The organism is Falsiphaeobacter marinintestinus (assembly GCF_007923355.1).
In the GTDB taxonomy this organism is placed as follows: domain Bacteria; phylum Pseudomonadota; class Alphaproteobacteria; order Rhodobacterales; family Rhodobacteraceae; genus Phaeobacter_A; species Phaeobacter_A marinintestinus.
The window spans coordinates 159,033-180,468 of sequence record NZ_VOGO01000007.1 but is presented as its reverse complement, the minus strand read 5'-3'; the positions used below and the strand labels follow the sequence as shown (position 1 = coordinate 180,468).

Genomic DNA, 21,436 nt, shown 5'->3' with positions numbered 1-21,436 from the left:
CACTTGCCGTCCCGTTCGAGACAAAACCACACCCCCTGCCGCAAGGTCATCCCGACCCGCGCTCACCTGACGCCCATTGGCGTCGCCTCCCAAACCTGCTACCGTCCGCCCATTGAACCAAGTCATTCCGGCGGCCCCGCATGTCCGACAATCCTCAGGTTACCCGCATAAACGCCCTCACCCAGAACGCCCGCAGCACATGGTTCGTGCTGTTCTCAATCCTGATCTTTTCGGGCGTCACGCTTGTTCGTGTCGAGCACATAGACTTCTACGGCGTTGATCGCCAAACGCATTTGCCGGTAATCAATATCGGGGTGCCAACATGGCTCTTTTTCTATGCCCAGCCCATATTGGTCGCCGCGATCTACTGCTATTTTCACCTATACCTTATCCGGCTGTGGGAAGCCTTGGGCCAAGCTCCGACCCGAATTCAAGGGACCAAATTGGCAGACTCGATTATGCCGTGGCTGGTAACGGACGCAGCATTGCACCTTCGAAGAATACTGCGGAGGGACAACTGCTGCACTTTGCGGGACATGGAAGGCGCTTCTATGACTCTTAACTTCTTACTCGCCTGGAGTTCGGGCCCATTCATACTCGGATGGACTTGGTGTAAGTCGATGGCAGCCCGCGACTTTGCTATGACACTTTCTTCCGGCATATTGTTTTCCGTCTCTGTGATCGTTGGTGCTGTGTCTCTCGTCCTATTGTTTAGGAACATGAAACATCCCAAGATCGCGCGCACACACGCTGTTACGCGGCATCCAATTTTCCTGACGACCTGGGTGTTCATGTTCATCGGTTGCATCGGTGTGTCTTGGGCGCGGACAACCGAACCAGTATGGATCGTCGATCTCGCAACCATTGATCTCAGAGAGGCCAGCGTAACGAATCGTCCAAGTGGCTGGTTGCCACCTCATGTCGCCAAAGCACTGGACTATCGGGACTGGTGCACGCGTGACGACCGACCAGGTTGTTTCGGAGTCAGTGCAGCTGAACAGCGCGATTTCGATCTCGATTGGTATGAGAAACGGCGGTCCCTGATTGCAGATATCCGCAAACCCGCGCGCAGAGGAAACAATCGAACTGAGGACGTTCAGGCCCATATCGAAACTGTGGTTAACAAGGGCCCGCTTTGGAGCATCGATGTTCACGAAGCGGAGACGGTACAACGTTTGGAGGATTCGCTTAAACAGATTTCGAGTTCCGCGCTCGATTTCCGAAAAGCCGATCTGCGAGGCGCGTTCCTTGCCGATGCTAACTTGGTAGCGGCGCGCTTTGCGAGCACTCACGCCCCTTTTGCCGTTTTTGAACACGCCGATTTATCATTCTCTTCTCACAACAAGAACACAAACTTGCATGGCGCGCAGCTGAGCGGCGCAATTCTTCGGTGGTCCCGGTTTCGTGGATCGGATCTATCCAACGCTCATCTCGACAGGGCAGATCTACGAGGCGCAAAGCTGGTCGCAGTCAACCTACTTGGCGCAAGTATGGTCAACACCGTTTTCGCCAATACTGAACTTACCGGCTCCAAACTGGACTTGTCATACATGGCTGGGTCAGAAAACAATCCCTTGGATTTGGGAGGCGTAGACCTGTCGTCAAGTACAAACGAGGGCGGAGCGCTGCGACATGTTGATCTTTATGGCGCCATTTTTGACGATAACACCGATTGGAGGAACGTGTTTTTGGATGGGTCTGTCGAAGTTCCTCTCGAATTGGAAAGGTCAATGAATTTTCCATGTCAATGGGAGTGGGCCCGCAACCACTACTCGAAACTCTTACAGACTGAGCAACTGTTTTTTTCTCAGTGGCGAGGTTGGTTATCCCGGCTTCCTGATTGGCAGCCTTCATACTGGTCTGATATCGCGCCCAAAGAATGGCATGACGTCCAACCGGTTTATCCTCCTGAACACTGCCTTTGGAAAACAAATTCCGAACAATTGCCGTCCAGAAAATCCTTACTGACAACCAGTAGAGAAATGAAGCGACAGACACGGTAAAGTCGCGGCTTAACAACAGAAAAATGAACGTACAAAACGGCACACCCCCTGCCACAGGGGTGTACAAAACGGTCAAACTCTCCTTGTCCGCGCTCTGGACGCCCCCCGTCCCTTACCCTATATAATCACTCAGGAAACGTACCCGAGGCCCAGATGACCCATGCTCCCGAACCATTGGAAGGCGCGCCGCTGATTGCGCCGTCAACCGTTGACCACCCGCTTTATGAGCCCGTTGTCGAGGCCTGCCGCAGCGTCTATGACCCCGAAATTCCGGTCAATATCTATGAACTTGGTCTGATCTATACCATTGAAATCACAGACGAAAATGCCGTTCGCGTGATCATGTCCCTGACCGCGCCGGGCTGCCCTGTCGCCGGTGAAATGCCCGGCTGGGTTGCCGACGCTGTCGAAACGCTGCCCGGCGTCAAACAGGTCGACGTCGAACTCACCTGGGAACCGCCCTGGGGCATGGAAATGATGTCGGACGAGGCCCGCCTCGAACTCGGCTTCATGTAAGTAACTGAAATATAATAATATTTCAGACACCCCTTGAGCGTGTCACCACGCCATCCTAGATTGCTAAAGGTGAAGGAGACCCACATGTTTGGCATTCCCGGAAAACAAGCCGTCACAATTACCCCGCGCGCCGCAGCCCAGATCAAAAAGCTGATGCACCGCGACAATCACGTCGGTTTGCGCATCGGCGTGAAAAAAGGCGGCTGCGCTGGCATGGAATATACCATGGAATACGTGGACTTAGCCGATCCCAACGACGAAACCGTCGAACAAGACGGCGCCCGCGTGATGATCGCTCCGATGGCCCAGATGTTCCTGTTTGGCACCGAAATCGACTATGAAGTCAGCCTTCTGGAAGCCGGGTTCAAGTTCAACAACCCCAATGTCTCCGAAGCCTGCGGCTGCGGCGAGTCGATCAAGTTCGACGAAACCCTGTCCGAGATGACGACAGGCAAGTAAGCATCTGATTAAAAAGTAAATACCCACTCCCAAACCCTGCAATTTTTACCCCCGCGCCGCTCCGTCGCGCCTGTCGGAATTGTCTCACGTGGCGCGGGCTGATACCAAGGCAGCAATCAATAACGTGAGGGCGTGACATGCGGCAGAAACTGGCGGCGGGAAACTGGAAGATGAACGGAACCAGCGCGGCACTCGCCGAACTGGAAGCCCTCGCAAAGGCCCACCCGAACCCAACTTCCGAGATTCTGATCTGCCCCCCCGCCACACTCATCAGCCGCGCCGTCGACACCCTCGCCCACTCACCGATCCAAATCGGTGGCCAAGATTGCCACGCGGCCCAATCGGGCGCTTTCACAGGCGATACCAGCGCCGAGATGCTGCGGGACGCCGGTGCAAACCATGTCATCCTTGGCCACTCAGAGCGCCGCGAAGCCCACGGGGAACGCAACGAAGATGTCCGCGACAAAGCCCGGACGGCCATGGCCACCGACCTTGTGACAATTATCTGTGTCGGCGAAAGCCTTGCCCAGCGCGAAGCAGCCAACACGCTCGACATCATTGCTGGACAACTGGCCGGATCCGTTCCGGATTTGGCGACCGGCGAGAACCTTGTGATCGCATATGAGCCGATTTGGGCCATTGGCACCGGCCTGACCCCTGACGTGGCGCAGGTCGGGGAAGTGCATGATTTTATTCGCAGCTTACTGGAACGTCGGTTTGGTGCAGGCGTTGGGCGATCAGTGCGGTTGCTGTATGGTGGGTCGGTAAAACCCGCCAACGCGCAAGAGATCTTTTCGGTGACCAATGTCGATGGCGCACTGGTCGGTGGAGCCAGCCTGGCGGCCAAGGATTTTTCGCCAATCATTGACGCGCTCGACGCCGCCTGAGCGCGCAAGCTCACTCAGAACCACCAGATTTCACACTTCCAGCGTCAAAGCGCAGAAAATCTGCGCCACGCCTGCGGCGAGCAGGGGGGCAGCGCGCGCTGCCCGGCCCAACAGCATACGTCGCCCATCAGGGCGTCGGAGGTTGGCGGGAGCGCCTGCTTATTCAGCTGCCACGTCGCCCAGTTCGCCATTCTCGATCTGTTCGCGTTCTATTGACTCAAACAGAGCCTTGAAATTGCCCTCGCCGAACCCATCGTCGCCCTTTCGTTGAATGAACTCGAAGAAGATCGGGCCAATCACGGTTTTTGAGAAGATCTGCAGCAAAATCCGGGTTTCGCCGCCGCCCACTACCCCTTCGCCATCGATCAGGATGCCGTGCTTCTTCATGCGGTCCAAAGGTTCTTCATGACCCGAGACACGCTCTTTCGACATCTCGTAATAGGCATCGTTCGGCCCCGGCATGAACATCAGGCCCTTGTCCGCGATCGCGTCCGTGGACTCATAGATGTCATCAGACCCCACGGCGATGTGCTGAATGCCTTCGCCTTTGTATTTCTTCAGATAGGCCACGATCTGCCCTGTCTCGCCCCGGTCTTCGTTGATCGGAATCCGGATGCGTCCACAAGGTGATGTCAGCGCACGTGACAAAAGTCCGGTAAACTTGCCCTGGATATCAAAAAACCGGATTTCCTTGAAGTTGAACAGGTCACCGTAGAATCCGAACCATTTATCCATGTTCCCTTTGAACACATTGTGGGTCAGGTGATCGAGGTAGAAGAACCCGTCTCCCCGTGGTTTGGATTGGGTCAGCCAGTCGAATTCTTCGTTATAGGGTGACGTATCATAATACTGATCCGTGAAGTAAATCAGCGACCCGCCGATGCCCTTGATGGCGGGCCAGTCCACGGTTTTGTCGTCTCCGTCATAGGGCTCGGCGCCTTTGGAGATCGCATGCTGATAAGCCTTTTGCGCGTCAACCACACGCCAGCCCATCGACGGGGCACAGGGGCCATGTTCGTCGACAAACTTGGCCGCAAAGCTGTCCGGCTGATTGTTCAGAACATAGGTGATGTCGCCCTGCTGCCAAAGCTCGACAGCCTTTGTTTTGTGCCGACCGACAAGTTCAAACCCCATCTTGGCGAACAAGTCGCGCAAGGCTTGGGGGTCGGGACTGGCGAATTCGACAAACTCAAACCCATCGGTTCCGGCCGGGTTGTCGTCGGTGATCTGTGACTGTGGTGCGTTATGTGGGAACGGTCCCATACTGGCGTCTCCTCTGGATCTGATGAAAATGTTCGCTGAGGCAAACATAAAGTGTCCCGGACACGGTGTTTGCGCGTATTTTAGCATCTCGGCCCATTTCCATGCGCGAACTCCGCACTATATAAGTAAAAAGAAACGATTGTGTGCACATGCTGGATTCGACCGACACCCGCCTTCTGTCCGCCCTTCAGAAGGATGCTCACCTGACCGCACAGGAACTGGGGGATGTTCTGAACCTGTCGCCCAGTCAGGCGGGTCGACGACGTCAGCGGCTTGAGGCCGAGGGGTATATTCAGGGCTATTCCGCCCGGCTGGACCCGGTGCGTCTTGGACTGCAGGTGCAAGGGTTCGTTCAGGTCCACCTGAACACCCACGGTCCCGAACAGGCGACCAGCTTTGCCCGGCTGATTGCCACACGACCCGAGATTACCAGCGCCTGGACCATGACGGGCGAAGCAGACTATCTGTTACGCGTCTATTGTGTTGACCTGCCAGCGCTGAACGACCTGATCCACCAGATCCTCTTGCCCCACCCGGCGGTGGCCCGCGTGCAAAGCCAGATCGTCATGGACCAGTTGAAACGCGACGCCCCTTTGCCAACCTGACCCCTGAAAAGGACCCCACTGAATGGAAAGCTTCCTCTATCAGGCTTCGATCTATCTGGCTGCTGCGGTCATCGCGGTGCCGCTGGCCGCACGTTTGGGGCTGGGGTCGGTGCTTGGGTACCTGATGGCGGGCATCGTCATTGGCCCTGTGCTGGGTTTGGTCGGGCACGAGGCCGAAGAGCTTCAGCATTTTGCCGAATTTGGCGTGGTCATGATGCTGTTCCTGATCGGGTTAGAGTTGGAACCCCGGGCCTTGTGGAACATGCGGGACAAATTGATCGGCATGGGCGGATTGCAAATCGGGTTCAGTACGCTGGCACTGATGGCGGCCGCCCTGGTATTTGGTCAATCGTGGAACATCGCGCTGGCGATCGGCCTGACCCTGTCCCTGTCATCAACCGCTATCGTGCTGCAAACCCTGTCGGAAAAGGGGCTGATGGAAACCCGTGGCGGCAGATCGGTCTTTGCAGTTTTGCTGACACAGGATATCGCGGTCATTCCCATCCTTGCGTTTCTTCCCCTGCTGGCCGCAACTGAGATCGCGCATTTTTCGGAAGACGGGTCAATCGATCGCGCCATTTCAGATGCTCACGGAGCGGGCCACGGGGCCGAGCTTTCGCTTGTTGAAGGTCTGCCCGGGTGGGGTGTAACCCTTGTTACGATTGGCGCTGTCGCCTTTATCATTCTTGCCGGGATTTATCTGACCCGCCCGGTTTTCCGCTTCATCCACGCCGCCAACCTGCGCGAGATGTACACCGCACTGGCACTTGGCATTGTGGTCGGGATTTCCTTCCTGATGACCCTGGTCGGTCTTTCCCCCGCCTTGGGCGCATTTCTGGCCGGTGTGGTTCTGGCCAACAGCGAATTTCGGCACGAACTGGAAAGCGATCTTCAGCCGTTCAAAGGCCTGTTGCTGGGCCTGTTCTTCATCACTGTCGGCGCGGGGTTCAACCTTCCGGCGTTCTTTGCCGATGCCGGGGATCTGATCGGGCTGGCGCTGTTGATCATCGTGGCGAAGGGGGCCGTGCTGTTTCTGGTGGCGCGCATCTTCCGGATGCGCGGGCAGGAATCCTGGTTGTTTACACTCGGTCTTGCGCAGGCCGGAGAGTTCGGCTTTGTGCTTCTGGCGTTTTCACGTCAGCTGAACGTCATCCCGGTCGCCTTGTCGGAAAAACTGACAATGGTCATCGCACTGAGCATGCTGATCACCCCGTTGTTGTTCATTCTCTATGACTTTGCGTCGCGCTGGTTCACCGAAACTACGCCGATTCACAAGGCGGATGAAATCGACGAACAGGGGCCCGTCATCATCGCCGGAATCGGCCGGTTCGGTCAGATCGTCAACCGGCTGGTGCGGGCCAGCGGGTTCAAAACCATCGTGCTGGATCACGACATGGAAATGATCCAGTTGATGCGACGGTTCGGGGTCAAAGGGTTTCTAGGCGATCCAACCCGGCCCGAGTTGCTGAAAGCCGCCGGTTTGGGCAAGGCACGGGTGCTAGTGGTGGCACTGGATGATCAGAAAAGCGCCGTCAAACTGGTCACCTATGCCCGTCGCGAACGCCCCGACCTGCACATCGTTGCCCGGGCCCATGACAGGCATCACGTCTATGAGCTGTTTCAGGCCGGGGCCAACGACATCGTGCGCGAGATGTTTGACAGTTCGTTGCGGGCCGGTCGGTATGTTCTTGAGAATATTGGCCTGAGCGAATTTGAAGCGGCCCGCGCCGAACAGACGTTTTACGCCCACGACCGGTACACCCTTCAGGAACTGGCTCAGCTGTGGAACCCCGAGATCGAAACCACAGAAAACGGACCCTATATGGAGCGCGCCAAAGAGCTTGAAAAGGAACTCGAAGCCGCCTTGCTGGGGCTTGAGGAAGAGAACAAGAAAAAGACCGCGTGATCAGCCGTCGGTCACGCCCGCCTCGGCAAAGGTCGCCATGCCGCTATGGCAGGCCAACGCTGACTTCAATATATTGATGGCAAGCGCAGCACCCGACCCTTCGCCAAGCCGCAAACCCAGCGACAGCAACGGCTCTTTGCCCATCTGGTCCAGCAGGGCTTTATGGGCCTGTTCGGCGCTTTGGTGCCCTGCCAGTGCGTGATCCAATGCACCGGGGCTGGTTTTCTGCAGGCAAGCCGCCGCCGCACAACAGATGAAGCCATCCAGAAGCACCGGGATAGACAGCACCCGCGCAGCTGCGATGGCGCCGGCCATGGCCGCCAGCTCCCGCCCGCCAAGGCGCGCCAGGATATCAAGGCCATCCGCTGCGCTGCTTGCATGCAGTGCGACGCCTTCGCGTACGACGCGCGCCTTGTTGGCCAGACCTGCGTCATCGACCCCGGTCCCGCGACCAACCCAGTCTGACGCATCTCCACCGTATAGCGCTGTGCAGATTGCAGCGGCTGATGTGGTGTTGCCGATGCCCATTTCGCCGACGACCAGAAGATCAGCCTCGGGATCGACCGCGTTCCATCCCGTCTGCAGCGCCTCCAGAAACTCGGGGGCGGACATCGCAGGGGCTTTGGTGAAATCTGCGGTGGGCCGGTCAAGATGTAGTGAAATCACATCCATCCGTGCCCCGGCCTGCTCTGCCAACTGGTTGATCGCCGCCCCGCCATGCTGGAAGTTCAGCACCATTTGTTCGGTCACTTCCGCCGGAAAGGCCGACACGCCCTGTGCTGTAACACCGTGATTGCCTGCAAAGACGATGACCTGAGGTGACGCGATACGGGGCTTTGCATCGCCACGCCAACCTGCGTACCAGATCGCAAGGTCCTCCAGCCGCCCCAGAGCCGCCGGTGGTTTGGTCAGTTGACCGTTCCGCTCGGTTGCAAGAGACACAGCGCCCGCATCAGGGCCCGGCGCGCTGGACAGCTGGATGCGGAACAGGTCAAGATCATGGAAATCTGGCAGCATTGAAAGCCTCGTTGCAACAGGTCAGCGCCCGGTGTTTAACCGATGCAGCGTTCACCTCAAGTCCGGAAAGGCCCGCTTGATGCGTAAAACCGACATCCTTCGGGACATTGCCGTATCGCTTGTGCTGTTAACCCGCCTGCCTTTGCCCCGCGTGCCCGCCGATGCTTTTGATCAACAGGCCCGGGCGGCCTGGGCGTTTCCGCTGGCCGGGCTTGTGGTGTCTGGTCTGGCCTGTGCGATGGCAGGCGCCGCTATGGCGCTTGGCATCCCCGCCGCTGCCAGCGCAGGAGTGCTTTTGACAACTCAGATCGTGATGACCGGGGCCATGCATGATGACGGGCTGGCCGATACTGCCGACGGGGTATGGGGCGGGTTCACGCCCGAACGGCGGCTTGAGATCATGAAAGACAGCCATATCGGTACATACGGTGTTTTGGCGCTGATCCTGTTCACCGGTCTGCGCTGGGTGGCGCTAAGCGCGCTTCTGGGGGTCGGTGCCTATGGCGCGGTGATTGGTGCGGCGATGCTGTCGCGGGCCACGCTTCCGGCCATGATGACCGCCCTGCCCCCGGCCCGGCCCAACGGGCTGGCGCGCACTGTCGGCGAGCCGGGATCCACAGTGGCTGCCATTGCCATCGCCCTGGCCATTCTGGTAGCGACAGCTCTGTCCGGCCCCGTGACGATTTTCGCCGTCGCACTTGCCGCGCTTTGCACAGTGACCATCGCCGCAATCGCCCGCACCAAAATCGGCGGACAAACCGGCGATATTCTTGGCGCCACACAGGTCGTGACGGAAACAGCAGTTTTGCTGGTCTGGTTGAGCGTGATCTAAGCGTTATTCGATGCCGGTGGTCCGGATCTGCAAACGATCACCGCAATGTTTGCAATGAACCGCATCGGTATCATGGCGCGTCAAACCACACCCGGGACACGTATAATGTACCTTAGTCGGCTGAAACACGGCCCTGGCAAGTTGCACGAACAACGCCACCCCGATCACCATCACGAACACTGAAAACAGCTTGCCGCCCGGAGTCGTTAGCGTGATATCGCCGAACCCCGTTGTGGTGAGCGTGGCGACGGTAAAATAGAGAGCATCGATGTAAGACCCAGCGCCCGCGTCACCGACAAAGAACATCGTGTAGACAACCGACGCGGTCAAAAAGACAAACACCACCAGATTAATCCCGGCGATCACTGCGTCTTCATGCGTGCGAAAGAAACGGCTGTCGCGCCGCAAGTCTCCGAGCAATTGATAGGAATGGATCAGGCGCAAACCACGCAATATGCGCAAAAACGCAAGGCTATGCGACAAGAACGGATCCAGCACCAATACGATGATTACGATCATATCTGCGATGGTATAGATCCGCGTCAGCATCTCGCGGCGGTCTGGCGCGATCCAGAGACGAGCCGAAAAATCGGCGAGGATAAGCACTCCGATCACAGTGTTCAGTGCGTGAATCTGGACCGTTTCAACAAATGGTGCCGTTATGATGAAGAACAGGATCGTGACCGCATCGAACAGGATCAGCAAATAGCGGAACCGGACCGAACGCGGTTGGGCGCCCGTGTAAAGTTCGTTTAACGTCTGTTTCAGCTTCGATGCCACGTTTGACAGGTCACATTCAGTTGTCTGAAACACCAGCGTATTCCAGCTGGCGACCCTGGCACAACACCCCTCGTACAAAGGAAAAACCGCGCCCAAAAGGACGCGGTTTCAAATAAGGTTCGAAATAATCAGGCGGCGCGCGACATCAGCACATCACCGACCTGTTTTGCGGCCAGAACTTCGTCCCCGCCGGCAACGGCAGCCACTTCACGAGTCAGACGCTCAAGCGCGGCTTCGTATAGCTGACGCTCGGAATAGCTTTGCTCACGCTGGTCGTCGGTGCGGTGCAGGTCACGGACGACCTCGGCAATCGAAATCAGGTCGCCTGAATTGATCTTCTGTTCGTATTCCTGCGCCCGGCGGGACCACATGGCGCGCTTGACCTTGGCTTTGCCCTTGAGGGTCTTCATCGCCTGATCGATCACATCAGGAGTGCTCAGCGACCGCATGCCGACTTCGGTTGCCTTGTGCGTCGGCACCCGCAGGGTCATCTTGTCTTTTTCGAAGGAAATCACGAACAGTTCCAGCTCGATGCCGGCGACTTCCTGCTCTTCGATCGAAATGATCTGCCCCACGCCATGCGCCGGATAGACGACGTATTCGTTCGGGCGGAAATCGAGCTTCTTCGACTTGGTCATATAGATCTTTCCTTGTTATCGGATCCTGTGCGAGGCAAAAAAGCACAGCATCGGGCCATGGGTCATGTCCCGTTCAGCTGTGTTGTTTTTGTCAGATTAGCACGCCCCGGGCGAGTGCACCGCTTGGGGAGATCCTGTCCTTTTTTAACTTTGCCGTTAACATATAGCACAAAAAACGGCCGCCGAAAAGGTGACGCAGGGGAAGCTTATCAAAAGCCTTCTGTTATCAACACCTTATCGAAGCGTTTCTTTCGTGGCGGGATTCGCCAAAAGCGATTCGCTCAGCCGCCCTCGCCGGGCGCTTCCGAGAAGTACTTTGTCACTTTGTCGGTTTCACCGTCCCGCTCTTCATAGCCGGGCAGCGGATCTTTCTTCGAAATGATGACCGGCCATTTTTCCGAATACTTGCGGTTGAATTCGACCCACTTGTCCATGTCAGGCTCGGTATCCGGGCGGATCGCATCGGCTGGGCATTCAGGTTCGCAGACGCCGCAGTCGATGCATTCGTCGGGATGGATGACCAGCATGTTCTCACCCTCATAGAAGCAATCCACCGGGCAGACTTCGACGCAGTCGGTGTATTTGCATGAGATGCAATTGTCGATCACTACATAAGTCATGTGCAGTCTTCCATGTCTGACGTTTGGAAGACTAGCTAGACCAGCATAGCCTTCACTTCAAGGTATCAATCCGCCCCCGGACGGCGGGAAAGATCAAGCGCCCTGCGATCCTTTTTTGCCGGACGACCCCTTCCTTCGAAGCGCGGATTTGCGGGCTGCGCGTCCTGCTTTTCGGTCATATCGATGTACAACGTTTGCGCTTCGGGGGCCGGTCCGCGCCTGTCACCCAAAGCGGCGATCTGAACCACACGCACAATCCGCGCTTGCGAAAAGGTCAGGACATCGCCCGGACCGACACTATGCGAAGGTTTCTGAGCGCGCGTCCCGTTGACACGCACATGGCCGCCGCTGACCTGCTTGGCGGCCAGGCTGCGGGTTTTGAAGAACCGCGCGTGCCAAAGCCACTTGTCCAGCCTCAGCTTTGGCCGCGCCTGATCCATGAACGTCGTTACTTGCCGTCGCGCAGCCCCATGAGGGCAGCGGCGAAAGGATTGTCCGGGTCGATCTTCTTTTCAGGTTTGGGCGGACGGGCGCTGTAGGTTTTGGAGCCCTGCTGTTTGTTCTGATTGCGATCCCCCCGGGCTTTGCCCTTGGCGGCAGGTTTGCCACCCTTGGGCTTGCCTTTGCCACGCGGGCGATCCGTGCGTTCGGTCCGTTCACCGGCGCGGCGTTCGCGCGTGCGGCCCCATTTGAAGGTATAGAACACCTCAACTTCGGGCGCTTCAGTTTCGGCCGCTTCAGACTCAGCTGTCTCTGTTTCAGACGCCTCGGTTGCGGGGGCCTCGGCTGCCGCCTCGGTGCTGGTCGCGGCCGCGGCTACCGCCTCGGCGGGGGCGTCTGTGGTGTCCGATGTGGTTTGTTCGGTCGGAGCAGCCGCATCGAAGGCAGGTTGCTCAACCGCTTCAGCTTCGGCTTGGGCGACAGGCGCAGTCGGTTCGACAGGCACAGCTTTGACTTTTTCGCGCTCACCCTTTTCAGCGCTATAGCCAAGGCCTTGCATCAGGTCCGCAAACTGTTCCAATGTCATGCCTGTGATGGACAACATGTCGGCCTTGGCCTCAAACCCCGACCGGCTGTCTTCGGCGCGCAGCATGTCTGCGAGACGCTCCAGCATGTCGATGCGGATCGAACGTTCGCCAGCCTCGCGATAACCGCACATCGAATCGTAGCCGCGTGGGGCATCCTTTGCCACAGGCACGGTCACCAGCCCCGGAGGCGGTGCTTCGGGGAATTCCTGCAATCCACCGGCCAATGCCCAGAGGACAAGACGCAGGCGGGTTGGCGCGGGTTTCAGCAGCAAAGGCATGAAGATCGTGAACTGGCCGAACCGGATGCCGTGTTTGCGCAGTGCTCCGCGCGCGTCCTGATCGAGGTCCTTGACCTCTTGCGCGACCTGGCCACGTGGCAGAATGCCAAGTCCTTCGACCATGCGGAACGCAAAGCCCCGGGCCAGACCAGACAATTCTTCATCCCGCTGCAGGTTCAGCAGCGGCTCGAACAAGGCCGCGACCTTACGGTCGATGAAGTGCTGCAGGCGGCGTTGCACCTTCTGGATCACGTCCGGGCCGGCGGCCTCGTCCACGAACACTTCGACCTGAGGCTTCAACGGTTCGGCACCTGCGACCAGCTTGCCAACCGCATGTTCGCCCCACATCAGACCACCTTGTTCGGTGAAATCGATCTCGGTATCGGGTGCGTTATAGAACCGGTCGGCGCGCAAATGGAAATGCGGCGCCAGCGCCTGAAGAGACGCGGACTTGATCGCCTTGTCCTCGGCCCCGCCCTGCCCCTTGTCCGGAATGAACCGGAACCCTTCAAGCCGCCCGACGAATTCGCCCTCGACGGTCACTTCACCCTTGTCGTTCACATCGGCCAAGAGGGCCTCCTTCTGCTTGAGCCGGCGCAACAAAACGGAAGTGCGCCGATCCACAAATCTCTGGGTCAGGCGCTCGTGCAGCGCATCCGACACCCTGTCTTCTACAGCGCGGGTTTCATCCCGCCAATGGCTTTCATCACGAACCCAGCCTTTACGTTGTGCGACATATGTCCATGTGCGGATAAACGCCAGTCGCTTACTTAGAGCATCGATATCGCCCTCGGTCCGGTCAATGCGACGGATCTGACGGGCCATGAAGTCATTCGGGATCGCCCCCGATTGGTGCAGATGGCCAAAGATCACCTCAAGCAGACCGGCATGTTCGGCATGGCTGATACCCCGAAAATCGGGAATCCGGCAGACATCCCACAACAGGCGCACCGATGGTCCGTCGCTGGCACGCGCCATGATTTCAGGGACTTGCCCGAGGGTCTTGAGAGCCGTCAGATCATCCGCCTCGCGCGAGCGGGTCAGATGTTCGCCTTCAGGCTTCACCTCCAGCGACTGGATCAGGCGGTCGATTGAGCCGAACTGAAGCGCAGCACTGCGCCAGTTCAGCTTTTTCAGCGGCGTGAACCGGTTATCCATGATGGCCTGCGCCATGCCCTCGTCCAGCGGCGGTGCCTCGCCCGTAACACCAAAAGTGCCGTCCGACATGCCGCGCCCGGCGCGTCCAGCAATCTGGGCCAGCTCATTGGGCGCCAGCATGCGCATCCGGCGGCCGTCAAACTTGGCGAGGGACGAGAACGCGACATGGTCGATATCCAGGTTCAGGCCCATTCCGATGGCATCGGTGGCGACCAGATAATCGACCTCTCCGTTCTGGTACAACGCCACCTGCGCATTGCGGGTCCGGGGGCTGAGCGCGCCCATTACGACTGCCGCGCCACCTTTTTGACGTCTCAGCAGTTCAGCGATCGCATAGACATTTTCGACTGAAAATCCCACGATGGCACTACGTGCAGGCATGCGACTTATCTTTTTCGAACCTGTGTAGACAAGTTGCGACATCCGCTCGCGCCGGACAAACTGCGCTTCGGGGACCAGCGCGGAAATCGGGCCGCGCATCGTGTCGGCGCCCAGAAACAGCGTTTCGTGCAGGCCCCGGGACCTTAAAAGCCTGTCGGTAAAGACATGCCCCCGCTCAGGGTCCGCACAAAGCTGAATTTCGTCGATGGCCAGGAAATCGCACCCCATGCCCTCGGGCATCGCCTCGACCGTGCAGACCCAATACTGCGTGCGTGGCGGCACGATCCGTTCTTCGCCGGTAACCAGCGCCACAACCGACGGCCCGCGAATCGCCACGATGCGATCATAGACCTCGCGCGCCAAAAGCCGCAGCGGCAGACCGATCACCCCGGTTCTGTGCCCCAACATGCGTTCAATGGCGTAATGCGTTTTACCTGTGTTGGTCGGGCCAAGTACGGCCACGACGCGGGATGACCCGTTCACCTATAAGCCCCCTGCCCTGTCGGGGCGTTAAAGTGCCTTGCCCTCGACCTCGGTCTTCAACCGATCCAGCGCCTTGGTTACTTCCTCATGATGGGGATGTATAGCCTGCGCCCGCTCGTACGCCTCATAGGCGCGTTCGGGATCGCCAAGAGTCTCAAGAATCGCGCCGAGGCCGAAGATGGCATTATAGTTGTTTGGGTTCAGGGACAGGGCCTGCGAAAGATCATCCAGCGCCATGCCAAAAAACTCGGCCTCGTAAAACGCCGAGGCGCGGATGTGCCAGCCCTCGGCGAAATCCGGCGCATGGTCCGTCAGGGCCGTCAGATGTTCGATGGCCGCGCGGGTATCTTTTACTTCCAGCGCGTCGCGACCGCGTTTCAGCAGCAGATCCATCGATGCCGACCCACTTATGGACCAAAGCGCCTGAAGCTGGCGGTCGAGTCGTTTGGATTCGGCAAGATCAGCCTGGGCCAAAGCACTCAGAAGCGCCGCTTCGTCGCTGGAATCAGCATCTTGCGCCAAAACTGGCGTACCAAGAGTGACAAAGACCGCAATTGCCGTCACGATACCTTTGAGATTCACGTGTTTAATCACCATAACAACATCCAGTGTAGCGTGGCGTGGCGCGAATACCAGACCAGTCACGCCAATCTGATTGGAGAGGATCCAGATGAGCGAATTTCTTGAAAAAGCTGCGGCAGAACTGTCCGGCAAGGTTGATGGCTTTGACTCAACGGCCAAGTTTGACGTGATCGGCGAAGGCGCGATCATGCTGGACGGCAGCGGCGCACGCGTCGCCGATGAAGAGGCCGACGTGACCATGTCAGCGGATATGGAAACCTTTGAAGCGATCTTTAGCGGCGACCTGAACCCGACAGGCGCGTTCATGACCGGCAAGCTCAAGATCGATGGTGACATGGGCGTTGCCATGAAACTGGCATCGGTTCTGGCCTGATGACGTTGTCGCCGGCCCCGTTCTTCGATGATGTGGCCGGCGGTACGCCCGCCGGAGCGGCCCATTGGGCCAACAGTACTGACGGTGTGCGCATCCGCGTCGGGCATTGGTTGCCCGCAAGCGACGTGCGGGGCACCGTGCTGATGTTTCCCGGTCGTACCGAATACCTCGAGAAATACCACGATACGGCGCAAAGCTTTGCGGCCCTTGGCTATGCCATGTTCGCGCTCGACTGGCGTGGACAGGGGCTGGCAGATCGGTTGCTGGACGATGTACGCATCGGCCATGTGCAAGACTTCCCCGACTATCAATTGGACGTGAAGGCCGCCCTCGAAGCAGCCGAAGCGCTTGATTTGCCAAGGCCCTGGCACTTGGTCGGCCATTCCATGGGCGGATGCATCGGCCTTCGCGCCGTGATGGACGGCCTCCCGGTCGCCACCTGTGCCTTTACCGGCCCGATGTGGGGAATCTTCATGTCGCGCGCCGTGCGCCCGCTGGGCCGACTGGCCGCATATTGGGGCACGGCTTTGGGCATGGGCGGGCGGTTGATGCCCAGCACCAAGGCCGAAAGCTATGTGACGACGCAGGATTTCAAAGACAACCTGCTGACCACCGACCCCGCGATGTACAAGATGATGCAGGATCAGTTGGTGGCGCACCCTGAACTGGCGCTTGGCGGGCCCAGTGCCCGCTGGATGCGCGAGTCGTTAGAAGAAACAGCACATCTTGCAACTTTGCCCTCGCCGGATCTACCGTGCCTGACGTTCCTTGGCACCGAGGAAAAGATCGTCGACACCCAGCGTATCCATGATCGGATGGCGATCTGGCCCAAGGGTGAACTGGACATCGTGCCGGGCGGCGAACACGAGGTTCTGATGGAAACGCCAGAAATCCGCACACATGTGTTCGACCGACTGGACCGGCATTTTTCGGCAGCATCCCTAGACGCTTAGCGGCTTTTCTGAACGCTCTGGCTTTGCTACAGTTCACGGGCATCTCAGCCCGGGAGTGTCTGTCAATGCGTCTGTGGCCCGTTCTAATCTGCCTGTTCCTTGCCCTGCCGGCATGGGCTGACCGTGTTGCGCTGGTGATCGGAAACAGCGCGTATCAGTACGAAAACCCGCTACGCAACGCATCAAATGACGCCCGCGATTTTGCAGCCAAGCTGCGGGACATGGGCTTTTCCGTGTTTGAAGGCATTGATCAAACCCGGCAGGACAGTTTGCGTCTGGTTCAGGAATTCAGCCGCGCCATCGACACGGACGACACGGCGCTGTTCTATTTTGCCGGGCACGGGATGCAACTGGGCAGCGACAATTACATTCTGCCAGTAGATGCTGTTCCGGGCAAAGAGGCGGACCTGACGCAGTCTGCGATCCGCCTGCAATCCATCCTGAAAACCATGGAAAACGGGGCCGATACGCGGATTGTCATTCTGGATGCCTGCCGCAATAATCCGTTCCTGCGCGACAGCTCCAACCGCGCCACGACGCAAAGCCGTGGCTTGATGCGGATGGAGGCCGGGGTGGGATCGTTCATTGCGTTCTCGACCGAACCCGGCAACGTCGCCGCCGATGGCAGTGGGCGCAACAGTCCGTTTACCGAGGCGCTGCTGCGGCACATCGATCAGCCGGGGGCCAACATTCACGCCGTAATGCGCGCGGTTCGGTCAGACGTACGCGATGTGTCGAACGGCACACAAATCCCGTGGGAAAACTCGTCTTTGATTGATGAGGTGTTTCTGGCCGGAGTGCCGTTGAACCAACCCGCAACGGCTGCCCCCGCCAAGCGCCACATGCCGCGTCCGACCGCATCCGGCGAGACCTGTCTGGAAGGCGAGTATAACGGGGGCGAGGTCCGATTCTGCGTCGATAGCGTGCTGGATCCGCAATCGGGAAACAAATATGGCCCGGCCAACCTTTTTGATGACAATCCGGAAACGGCCTGGGTCGAAGGGGTGTCCGGCAAAGGCGAAGGCCAACGGCTCAGCTTTGACTTTGCCGGCAACCGCGATGTGGGCACACTGTACCTGATGAACGGATATGCCAAATCTGACCGCACGTTTACCCGCAATGCCCGCATCCGTGACCTAAGAATAACAGGGTCTACAGGCGCTCAAAGCACTCTGACGCTAGGCGATCAGGCTGGGTGGCAGGCCTTTGCCCTGCCCGGATTCACCGGTCAGTACTGGATCCAGATGGAGATCCTGAGCACCTATGCAGGCACGCATTACGACGATACGGCCCTGTCAGGGCTGGGGTTCGATTGACGCAGGCCCGGTCACCAACCTTGCGGCATAGCTTGAATTCGCTAAGCTAACCTTCGGTTTTCCCCAATGAAAAGTGCACTGCCATGCGCTTCTTACTTGCCTTTGTGATCTTCGTTATGGCCGCGCCCGCATGGGCCGAGCGGTTTGCGCTGGTTCTGGGCAACGGTGCCTATCAATACGAAACGCCGCTCAAAAACGCCGCCACCGATGCCCGCGATATGGCCAACAAACTGCGCGACATGGGGTTTCAGGTGTACGAAGGCATCGATCTGACCCGCGAACAATCGCTGGGCTTGGTTCAGCAATTCAGCCGTGCGGTCAGCTATGAAGACACGGCGCTGTTCTATTTCGCCGGTCACGGGATGCAGCTGGGCAGTGACAATTACATTCTGCCCGTCGATGCGCGACCGGGCAGCGAGGCATCGCTGACCGACAGCTCGATCCGCTTGCAGTCGATCCTGCGGACGCTGGAAAATGCCGCCGATACCCGCATCATCATTCTGGACGCCTGCCGCAACAACCCGTTTGTGCGCGACAGCGCCAGCCGGTCAACGGCACCCAGCCGCGGCTTGATGAAGATGGAGGCCGGGGTCGGATCTTTCATCGCGTTTGCAACCGAACCGGGCAATGTCGCCGCCGATGGCACTGGTCGCAACAGCCCGTTCACCCAAGCGCTTCTGCGCCATATCTCGACACCGGGCGCGGACATCCACGCGCTTATGCGCGCGGTTCGAGGCGATGTGATGGGGTCGACCAATGACACCCAGGTGCCTTGGGAAAACTCTGCCCTGCTGCGGCAAGTGTTCCTTGGCCCATCCGACCAGCGCCAGGAAACACCGCAAATCCAAACCCCGGCAATTCGTAAATCTGACCCGCTGCAGAACTTTCCCTACTATGTCGGTGGCCTTGATCCATATGGCGATGGCTTCCTTGCCCTGCGCAATGGTGCGTCTTCAAATTCGACGTTGCTGGCAAAAATGACCGAAAACACGCCGCTGCAGGTGCTGAGCCAGTCCGGGTCATGGATGAACGTGACCACGCCCAACGGACAGTCAGGCTGGGCCCATTCCCGCTGGATATATTGCTGCCGGGTCGGCACCAATCCAAGCACACGACAGGCCGTCGAAACACCTCCGCCGCCGCCCCGCATGACCTGTGAGGACCTCTGGTATGCCCGCAACAGCATCTTCGCCGCCCATGGCTATTGCTTTAAATCTGCCCGTGGCAAAGCTGCATTCGACCACCTGCCCTGCATCCCCGGCCTGGCTGCAGGCGATGTGCCGCTGACCTCGTCCGAACGAAACGAGGTCAACCGCCTGAAAGCCCTGGAACGCCAGCAAGGCTGCTGATTGCGCAAAAGTTGCAGCCCAAGGGTTGCGCTGCTGCCTGCGATGTTCCTATCTGCTACTCAACCAAAAATAGACAAAAGGTTGCGCACCCATGGCCGCATTCCCAACTGACCTGCCCTTTGCTTTGCGCAAAGATGTATCTGACACGGGCGCCGCTCCGTTGGGCAATCTGCCGGAGTGGGATCTCAGCGATCTCTACACCAGCGAAGATGCGGTCGAACTCAAACGAGATCTGGACTGGCTCGAACAATCCTGCGCCGAATTCGCTCGTGACTACGAAGGTCAGCTGGCCGATCTGGACGCCGATGGCTTGCTGACCTGCGTCCTGCGCGACGAAAAGATCAGTCAGATTGCGGGCCGCATCATGTCCTTCGCGGGTCTGCGCTATTACCAGACGACCACAGACGCCGAGCGGGCCAAGTTTCTGTCCGATTGCCAGGAAAAGGTCACCAACTTCACCACACCGCTGGTCTTCTTCACGCTGGAACTGAACAGAATCGATGATGACCGCCTGACCGCTTTGCTGTCCGAAAACATCGAATTGGCGCGGTATAAACCCGTATTCGATCGCATCCGCGCGATGAAACCCTATCAGTTAAGCGACGAACTGGAAAAATTCCTGCACGATCTGGGAGTTGTCGGCGATGCTTGGGAAAAGCTGTTTGACGAAACCATTGCCGGGCTGACCTTTACCGTTGACGACGAAGAGCTGAACATCGAAGGCACGCTGAACCTGTTGACCGAACAGGACCGCGCAACGCGCGAAGCGGCCGCCCACGAGCTGGCCCGCGTGTTTTCCGACAATGTCAAAACCTTCGCCCGGGTCCACAATACCCAAGCCAAGGAAAAGGAAATTGTCGACCGCTGGCGTGGCATGCCGACCGCCCAGACCGGCCGCCACCTGTCAAACGATGTCGAACCCGAGGTCGTCGAAGCCCTGCGTACATCGGTTGTGGCCGCTTACCCCAAACTCAGCCATCGGTACTACGAACTCAAACGTAAGTGGTTGGGGCTGGACCGGATGCAGGTCTGGGACCGCAACGCCCCCCTGCCGATTGAAGACACCCGCATCGTTGATTGGGACACTGCCGAAAAAACCGTGATGGATGCTTATGCGGCCTTTGATCCGCGCATGGCCGAGATTGCCGAGCCGTTTTTCCGCAAAGGCTGGATCGATGCAGGCGTCAAACCCGGCAAAGCCCCCGGCGCTTTTGCCCATCCCACCGTCACGGATGTGCATCCTTACGTGATGCTGAACTACTTGGGCAAACCGCGCGATGTGATGACACTGGCGCATGAACTGGGGCACGGTGTGCATCAGGTTCTGGCCGCCGGTCAGGGCGAAATGCTATCCTCGACCCCGCTGACCCTTGCCGAAACGGCCTCGGTGTTTGGCGAGATGCTGACCTTCCGCACCATGCTTGATAACGCCAAAGACCAGACCCAGCGAAAAGTGCTGCTGGCCGGCAAAGTCGAAGACATGATCAACACGGTGGTCCGCCAGATCGCGTTCTATGACTTTGAATGCAAGCTCCATGCCGCGCGTCGAGGCGGTGAACTGACCCCAGACGACATTAACGCCCTGTGGATGAGCGTTCAGGCCGAAAGCCTTGGACCGGCATTCGATTTCATGGACGGGTATGAAACCTTCTGGGCCTACATCCCGCATTTCGTCCACTCGCCATTCTACGTTTATGCCTATGCGTTCGGCGACGGCTTGGTGAACGCCCTGTACTCGGTCTATGCGTCCGGTGCCGAGGGGTTTGAGGACAAGTATTTCGACATGCTGAAAGCCGGCGGATCAAAGCATCACAAAGACCTCCTGGCGCCCTTTGGCCTTGATGCCTCTGACCCGACGTTCTGGGACAAAGGCCTTAGCATGATCTCGGGCTTTATCGACGAACTGGAAGCAATGGAGGAGTGATGCGGCCAGACCGGCAGGCCTAAGATCACTTCGCGCCCTCTGTCGCACGCCCGGAACGGGCGCGTGGCGCATGTCTCTGCCCTCA

At 58.4% G+C, this 21,436-nt stretch carries 20 protein-coding genes; 12 read left to right on the top strand and 8 right to left on the bottom strand.

Going from position 1 to position 21,436, the window contains the following annotated elements; translation table 11 throughout:
• The first annotated feature begins 140 nt into the window (after nt 1–140).
• From FOY56_RS16030 to tpiA, 4 genes are all read left to right on the top strand, one after another.
• A complete protein-coding gene (locus tag FOY56_RS16030; RefSeq protein ID WP_146346879.1) occupies nt 141–2,003 on the top strand; it encodes a pentapeptide repeat-containing protein in 1,863 nt (620 codons plus the stop codon).
• A 153-nt stretch (nt 2,004–2,156) separates the two neighbouring features.
• Nucleotides 2,157–2,519, top strand: coding sequence for an SUF system Fe-S cluster assembly protein (locus FOY56_RS16025; RefSeq protein ID WP_146346878.1), 363 nt, complete (start codon nt 2,157–2,159; stop codon nt 2,517–2,519).
• Nucleotides 2,520–2,603: 84 nt separating this feature from the next.
• Nucleotides 2,604–2,978 carry a HesB/IscA family protein gene (locus FOY56_RS16020; RefSeq protein ID WP_146346877.1) on the top strand — a complete coding sequence of 125 codons (375 nt, stop codon included), beginning with the start codon at nt 2,604–2,606 and terminating at the stop codon, nt 2,976–2,978.
• Nucleotides 2,979–3,115: 137 nt separating this feature from the next.
• The gene (gene tpiA / locus FOY56_RS16015; protein WP_146346876.1) at nt 3,116–3,865 is read left to right on the top strand and encodes a triose-phosphate isomerase; all 750 of its coding nucleotides are present in this window, start codon (nt 3,116–3,118) and stop codon (nt 3,863–3,865) included.
• Nucleotides 3,866–4,024: 159 nt separating this feature from the next.
• On the opposite strand, the gene hppD is transcribed toward tpiA, so the two are convergent.
• On the bottom strand, nt 4,025–5,128 hold the full coding sequence (gene hppD, locus FOY56_RS16010; protein WP_146346875.1) for a 4-hydroxyphenylpyruvate dioxygenase: 1,104 nt from the start codon (nt 5,126–5,128) through the stop codon (nt 4,025–4,027).
• Nucleotides 5,129–5,277: 149 nt separating this feature from the next.
• On the opposite strand from hppD, the gene FOY56_RS16005 reads away from it, so the two are divergent.
• Nucleotides 5,278–5,733 (top strand): Lrp/AsnC family transcriptional regulator, encoded by a 456-nt coding sequence (locus FOY56_RS16005; protein WP_146346874.1) that lies wholly within the window; start codon nt 5,278–5,280, stop codon nt 5,731–5,733.
• 22 nt (nt 5,734–5,755) lie between these two features.
• The gene (locus FOY56_RS16000) at nt 5,756–7,639 is read left to right on the top strand and encodes a monovalent cation:proton antiporter-2 (CPA2) family protein (RefSeq protein ID WP_146346873.1); all 1,884 of its coding nucleotides are present in this window, start codon (nt 5,756–5,758) and stop codon (nt 7,637–7,639) included.
• Here the strand turns inward: FOY56_RS16000 and cobT are convergent, their stop codons facing one another.
• On the bottom strand, nt 7,640–8,656 hold the full coding sequence (gene cobT / locus FOY56_RS15995) for a nicotinate-nucleotide--dimethylbenzimidazole phosphoribosyltransferase (RefSeq protein WP_146346872.1): 1,017 nt from the start codon (nt 8,654–8,656) through the stop codon (nt 7,640–7,642).
• A 79-nt stretch (nt 8,657–8,735) separates the two neighbouring features.
• Between cobT and cobS the strand changes: the two genes are divergently transcribed.
• On the top strand, nt 8,736–9,488 hold the full coding sequence (gene cobS, locus FOY56_RS15990; protein WP_146346871.1) for an adenosylcobinamide-GDP ribazoletransferase: 753 nt from the start codon (nt 8,736–8,738) through the stop codon (nt 9,486–9,488).
• Nucleotides 9,489–9,491: 3 nt separating this feature from the next.
• Here the strand turns inward: cobS and FOY56_RS15985 are convergent, their stop codons facing one another.
• The 6 genes from FOY56_RS15985 to FOY56_RS15960 all read right to left on the bottom strand — a co-directional run bounded on the left by FOY56_RS15985 (nt 9,492) and on the right by FOY56_RS15960 (nt 15,451).
• On the bottom strand, nt 9,492–10,301 hold the full coding sequence (locus FOY56_RS15985; RefSeq protein ID WP_246139507.1) for an ion channel: 810 nt from the start codon (nt 10,299–10,301) through the stop codon (nt 9,492–9,494).
• A gap of 95 nt (nt 10,302–10,396) precedes the next feature.
• Nucleotides 10,397–10,906, bottom strand: coding sequence for a CarD family transcriptional regulator (locus tag FOY56_RS15980; protein ID WP_146346870.1), 510 nt, complete (start codon nt 10,904–10,906; stop codon nt 10,397–10,399).
• Between the two features lie 281 nt (nt 10,907–11,187).
• Nucleotides 11,188–11,526, bottom strand: coding sequence for a ferredoxin FdxA (gene fdxA / locus FOY56_RS15975; protein WP_146346869.1), 339 nt, complete (start codon nt 11,524–11,526; stop codon nt 11,188–11,190).
• Between the two features lie 65 nt (nt 11,527–11,591).
• On the bottom strand, nt 11,592–11,966 hold the full coding sequence (locus FOY56_RS15970; RefSeq protein ID WP_146346868.1) for an RNA-binding S4 domain-containing protein: 375 nt from the start codon (nt 11,964–11,966) through the stop codon (nt 11,592–11,594).
• Nucleotides 11,967–11,974: 8 nt separating this feature from the next.
• Complete coding sequence (locus FOY56_RS15965) at nt 11,975–14,854, bottom strand: helicase-related protein (protein ID WP_146346867.1); 2,880 nt, start codon at nt 14,852–14,854, stop codon at nt 11,975–11,977.
• A gap of 27 nt (nt 14,855–14,881) precedes the next feature.
• Entirely contained in the window at nt 14,882–15,451 is a 570-nt protein-coding gene (locus tag FOY56_RS15960) for a tetratricopeptide repeat protein (RefSeq protein WP_146346866.1), read from the bottom strand.
• A gap of 73 nt (nt 15,452–15,524) precedes the next feature.
• Between FOY56_RS15960 and FOY56_RS15955 the strand changes: the two genes are divergently transcribed.
• The 5 genes from FOY56_RS15955 (at nt 15,525) to FOY56_RS15935 (ending at nt 21,351) form a co-directional block, all read left to right on the top strand.
• Nucleotides 15,525–15,809 carry an SCP2 sterol-binding domain-containing protein gene (locus FOY56_RS15955; protein WP_146346865.1) on the top strand — a complete coding sequence of 95 codons (285 nt, stop codon included), beginning with the start codon at nt 15,525–15,527 and terminating at the stop codon, nt 15,807–15,809.
• Nucleotides 15,809–16,762, top strand: coding sequence for an alpha/beta hydrolase (locus FOY56_RS15950; protein WP_186766355.1), 954 nt, complete (start codon nt 15,809–15,811; stop codon nt 16,760–16,762). The genes FOY56_RS15955 and FOY56_RS15950 overlap by 1 nt, the downstream gene beginning before the upstream one ends.
• A gap of 65 nt (nt 16,763–16,827) precedes the next feature.
• Nucleotides 16,828–18,078 (top strand): caspase family protein, encoded by a 1,251-nt coding sequence (locus tag FOY56_RS15945; RefSeq protein WP_146346863.1) that lies wholly within the window; start codon nt 16,828–16,830, stop codon nt 18,076–18,078.
• 83 nt (nt 18,079–18,161) lie between these two features.
• Nucleotides 18,162–19,427 carry a caspase family protein gene (locus FOY56_RS15940; RefSeq protein ID WP_146346862.1) on the top strand — a complete coding sequence of 422 codons (1,266 nt, stop codon included), beginning with the start codon at nt 18,162–18,164 and terminating at the stop codon, nt 19,425–19,427.
• Between the two features lie 91 nt (nt 19,428–19,518).
• Nucleotides 19,519–21,351 carry a M3 family oligoendopeptidase gene (locus FOY56_RS15935; RefSeq protein WP_146346861.1) on the top strand — a complete coding sequence of 611 codons (1,833 nt, stop codon included), beginning with the start codon at nt 19,519–19,521 and terminating at the stop codon, nt 21,349–21,351.
• Nucleotides 21,352–21,436 lie beyond the last annotated feature (85 nt).

What these genes read in the sequence shown, in the direction of transcription:
- FOY56_RS16030 (WP_146346879.1), top strand. Translation starts at nt 141, where the DNA reads ATGTCCGACAATCCTCAGGTTACCCGCATAAACGCCCTCACCCAGAAC.
- FOY56_RS16025 (WP_146346878.1), top strand. Translation starts at nt 2,157, where the DNA reads ATGACCCATGCTCCCGAACCATTGGAAGGCGCGCCGCTGATTGCGCCG.
- FOY56_RS16020 (WP_146346877.1), top strand. Translation starts at nt 2,604, where the DNA reads ATGTTTGGCATTCCCGGAAAACAAGCCGTCACAATTACCCCGCGCGCC.
- tpiA (WP_146346876.1), top strand. Translation starts at nt 3,116, where the DNA reads ATGCGGCAGAAACTGGCGGCGGGAAACTGGAAGATGAACGGAACCAGC.
- hppD (WP_146346875.1), bottom strand. Translation starts at nt 5,128, where the DNA reads ATGGGACCGTTCCCACATAACGCACCACAGTCACAGATCACCGACGAC.
- FOY56_RS16005 (WP_146346874.1), top strand. Translation starts at nt 5,278, where the DNA reads ATGCTGGATTCGACCGACACCCGCCTTCTGTCCGCCCTTCAGAAGGAT.
- FOY56_RS16000 (WP_146346873.1), top strand. Translation starts at nt 5,756, where the DNA reads ATGGAAAGCTTCCTCTATCAGGCTTCGATCTATCTGGCTGCTGCGGTC.
- cobT (WP_146346872.1), bottom strand. Translation starts at nt 8,656, where the DNA reads ATGCTGCCAGATTTCCATGATCTTGACCTGTTCCGCATCCAGCTGTCC.
- cobS (WP_146346871.1), top strand. Translation starts at nt 8,736, where the DNA reads ATGCGTAAAACCGACATCCTTCGGGACATTGCCGTATCGCTTGTGCTG.
- FOY56_RS15980 (WP_146346870.1), bottom strand. Translation starts at nt 10,906, where the DNA reads ATGACCAAGTCGAAGAAGCTCGATTTCCGCCCGAACGAATACGTCGTC.
- fdxA (WP_146346869.1), bottom strand. Translation starts at nt 11,526, where the DNA reads ATGACTTATGTAGTGATCGACAATTGCATCTCATGCAAATACACCGAC.
- FOY56_RS15970 (WP_146346868.1), bottom strand. Translation starts at nt 11,966, where the DNA reads ATGGATCAGGCGCGGCCAAAGCTGAGGCTGGACAAGTGGCTTTGGCAC.
- FOY56_RS15960 (WP_146346866.1), bottom strand. Translation starts at nt 15,451, where the DNA reads ATGGTGATTAAACACGTGAATCTCAAAGGTATCGTGACGGCAATTGCG.
- FOY56_RS15955 (WP_146346865.1), top strand. Translation starts at nt 15,525, where the DNA reads ATGAGCGAATTTCTTGAAAAAGCTGCGGCAGAACTGTCCGGCAAGGTT.
- FOY56_RS15950 (WP_186766355.1), top strand. Translation starts at nt 15,809, where the DNA reads ATGACGTTGTCGCCGGCCCCGTTCTTCGATGATGTGGCCGGCGGTACG.
- FOY56_RS15945 (WP_146346863.1), top strand. Translation starts at nt 16,828, where the DNA reads ATGCGTCTGTGGCCCGTTCTAATCTGCCTGTTCCTTGCCCTGCCGGCA.
- FOY56_RS15940 (WP_146346862.1), top strand. Translation starts at nt 18,162, where the DNA reads ATGCGCTTCTTACTTGCCTTTGTGATCTTCGTTATGGCCGCGCCCGCA.
- FOY56_RS15935 (WP_146346861.1), top strand. Translation starts at nt 19,519, where the DNA reads ATGGCCGCATTCCCAACTGACCTGCCCTTTGCTTTGCGCAAAGATGTA.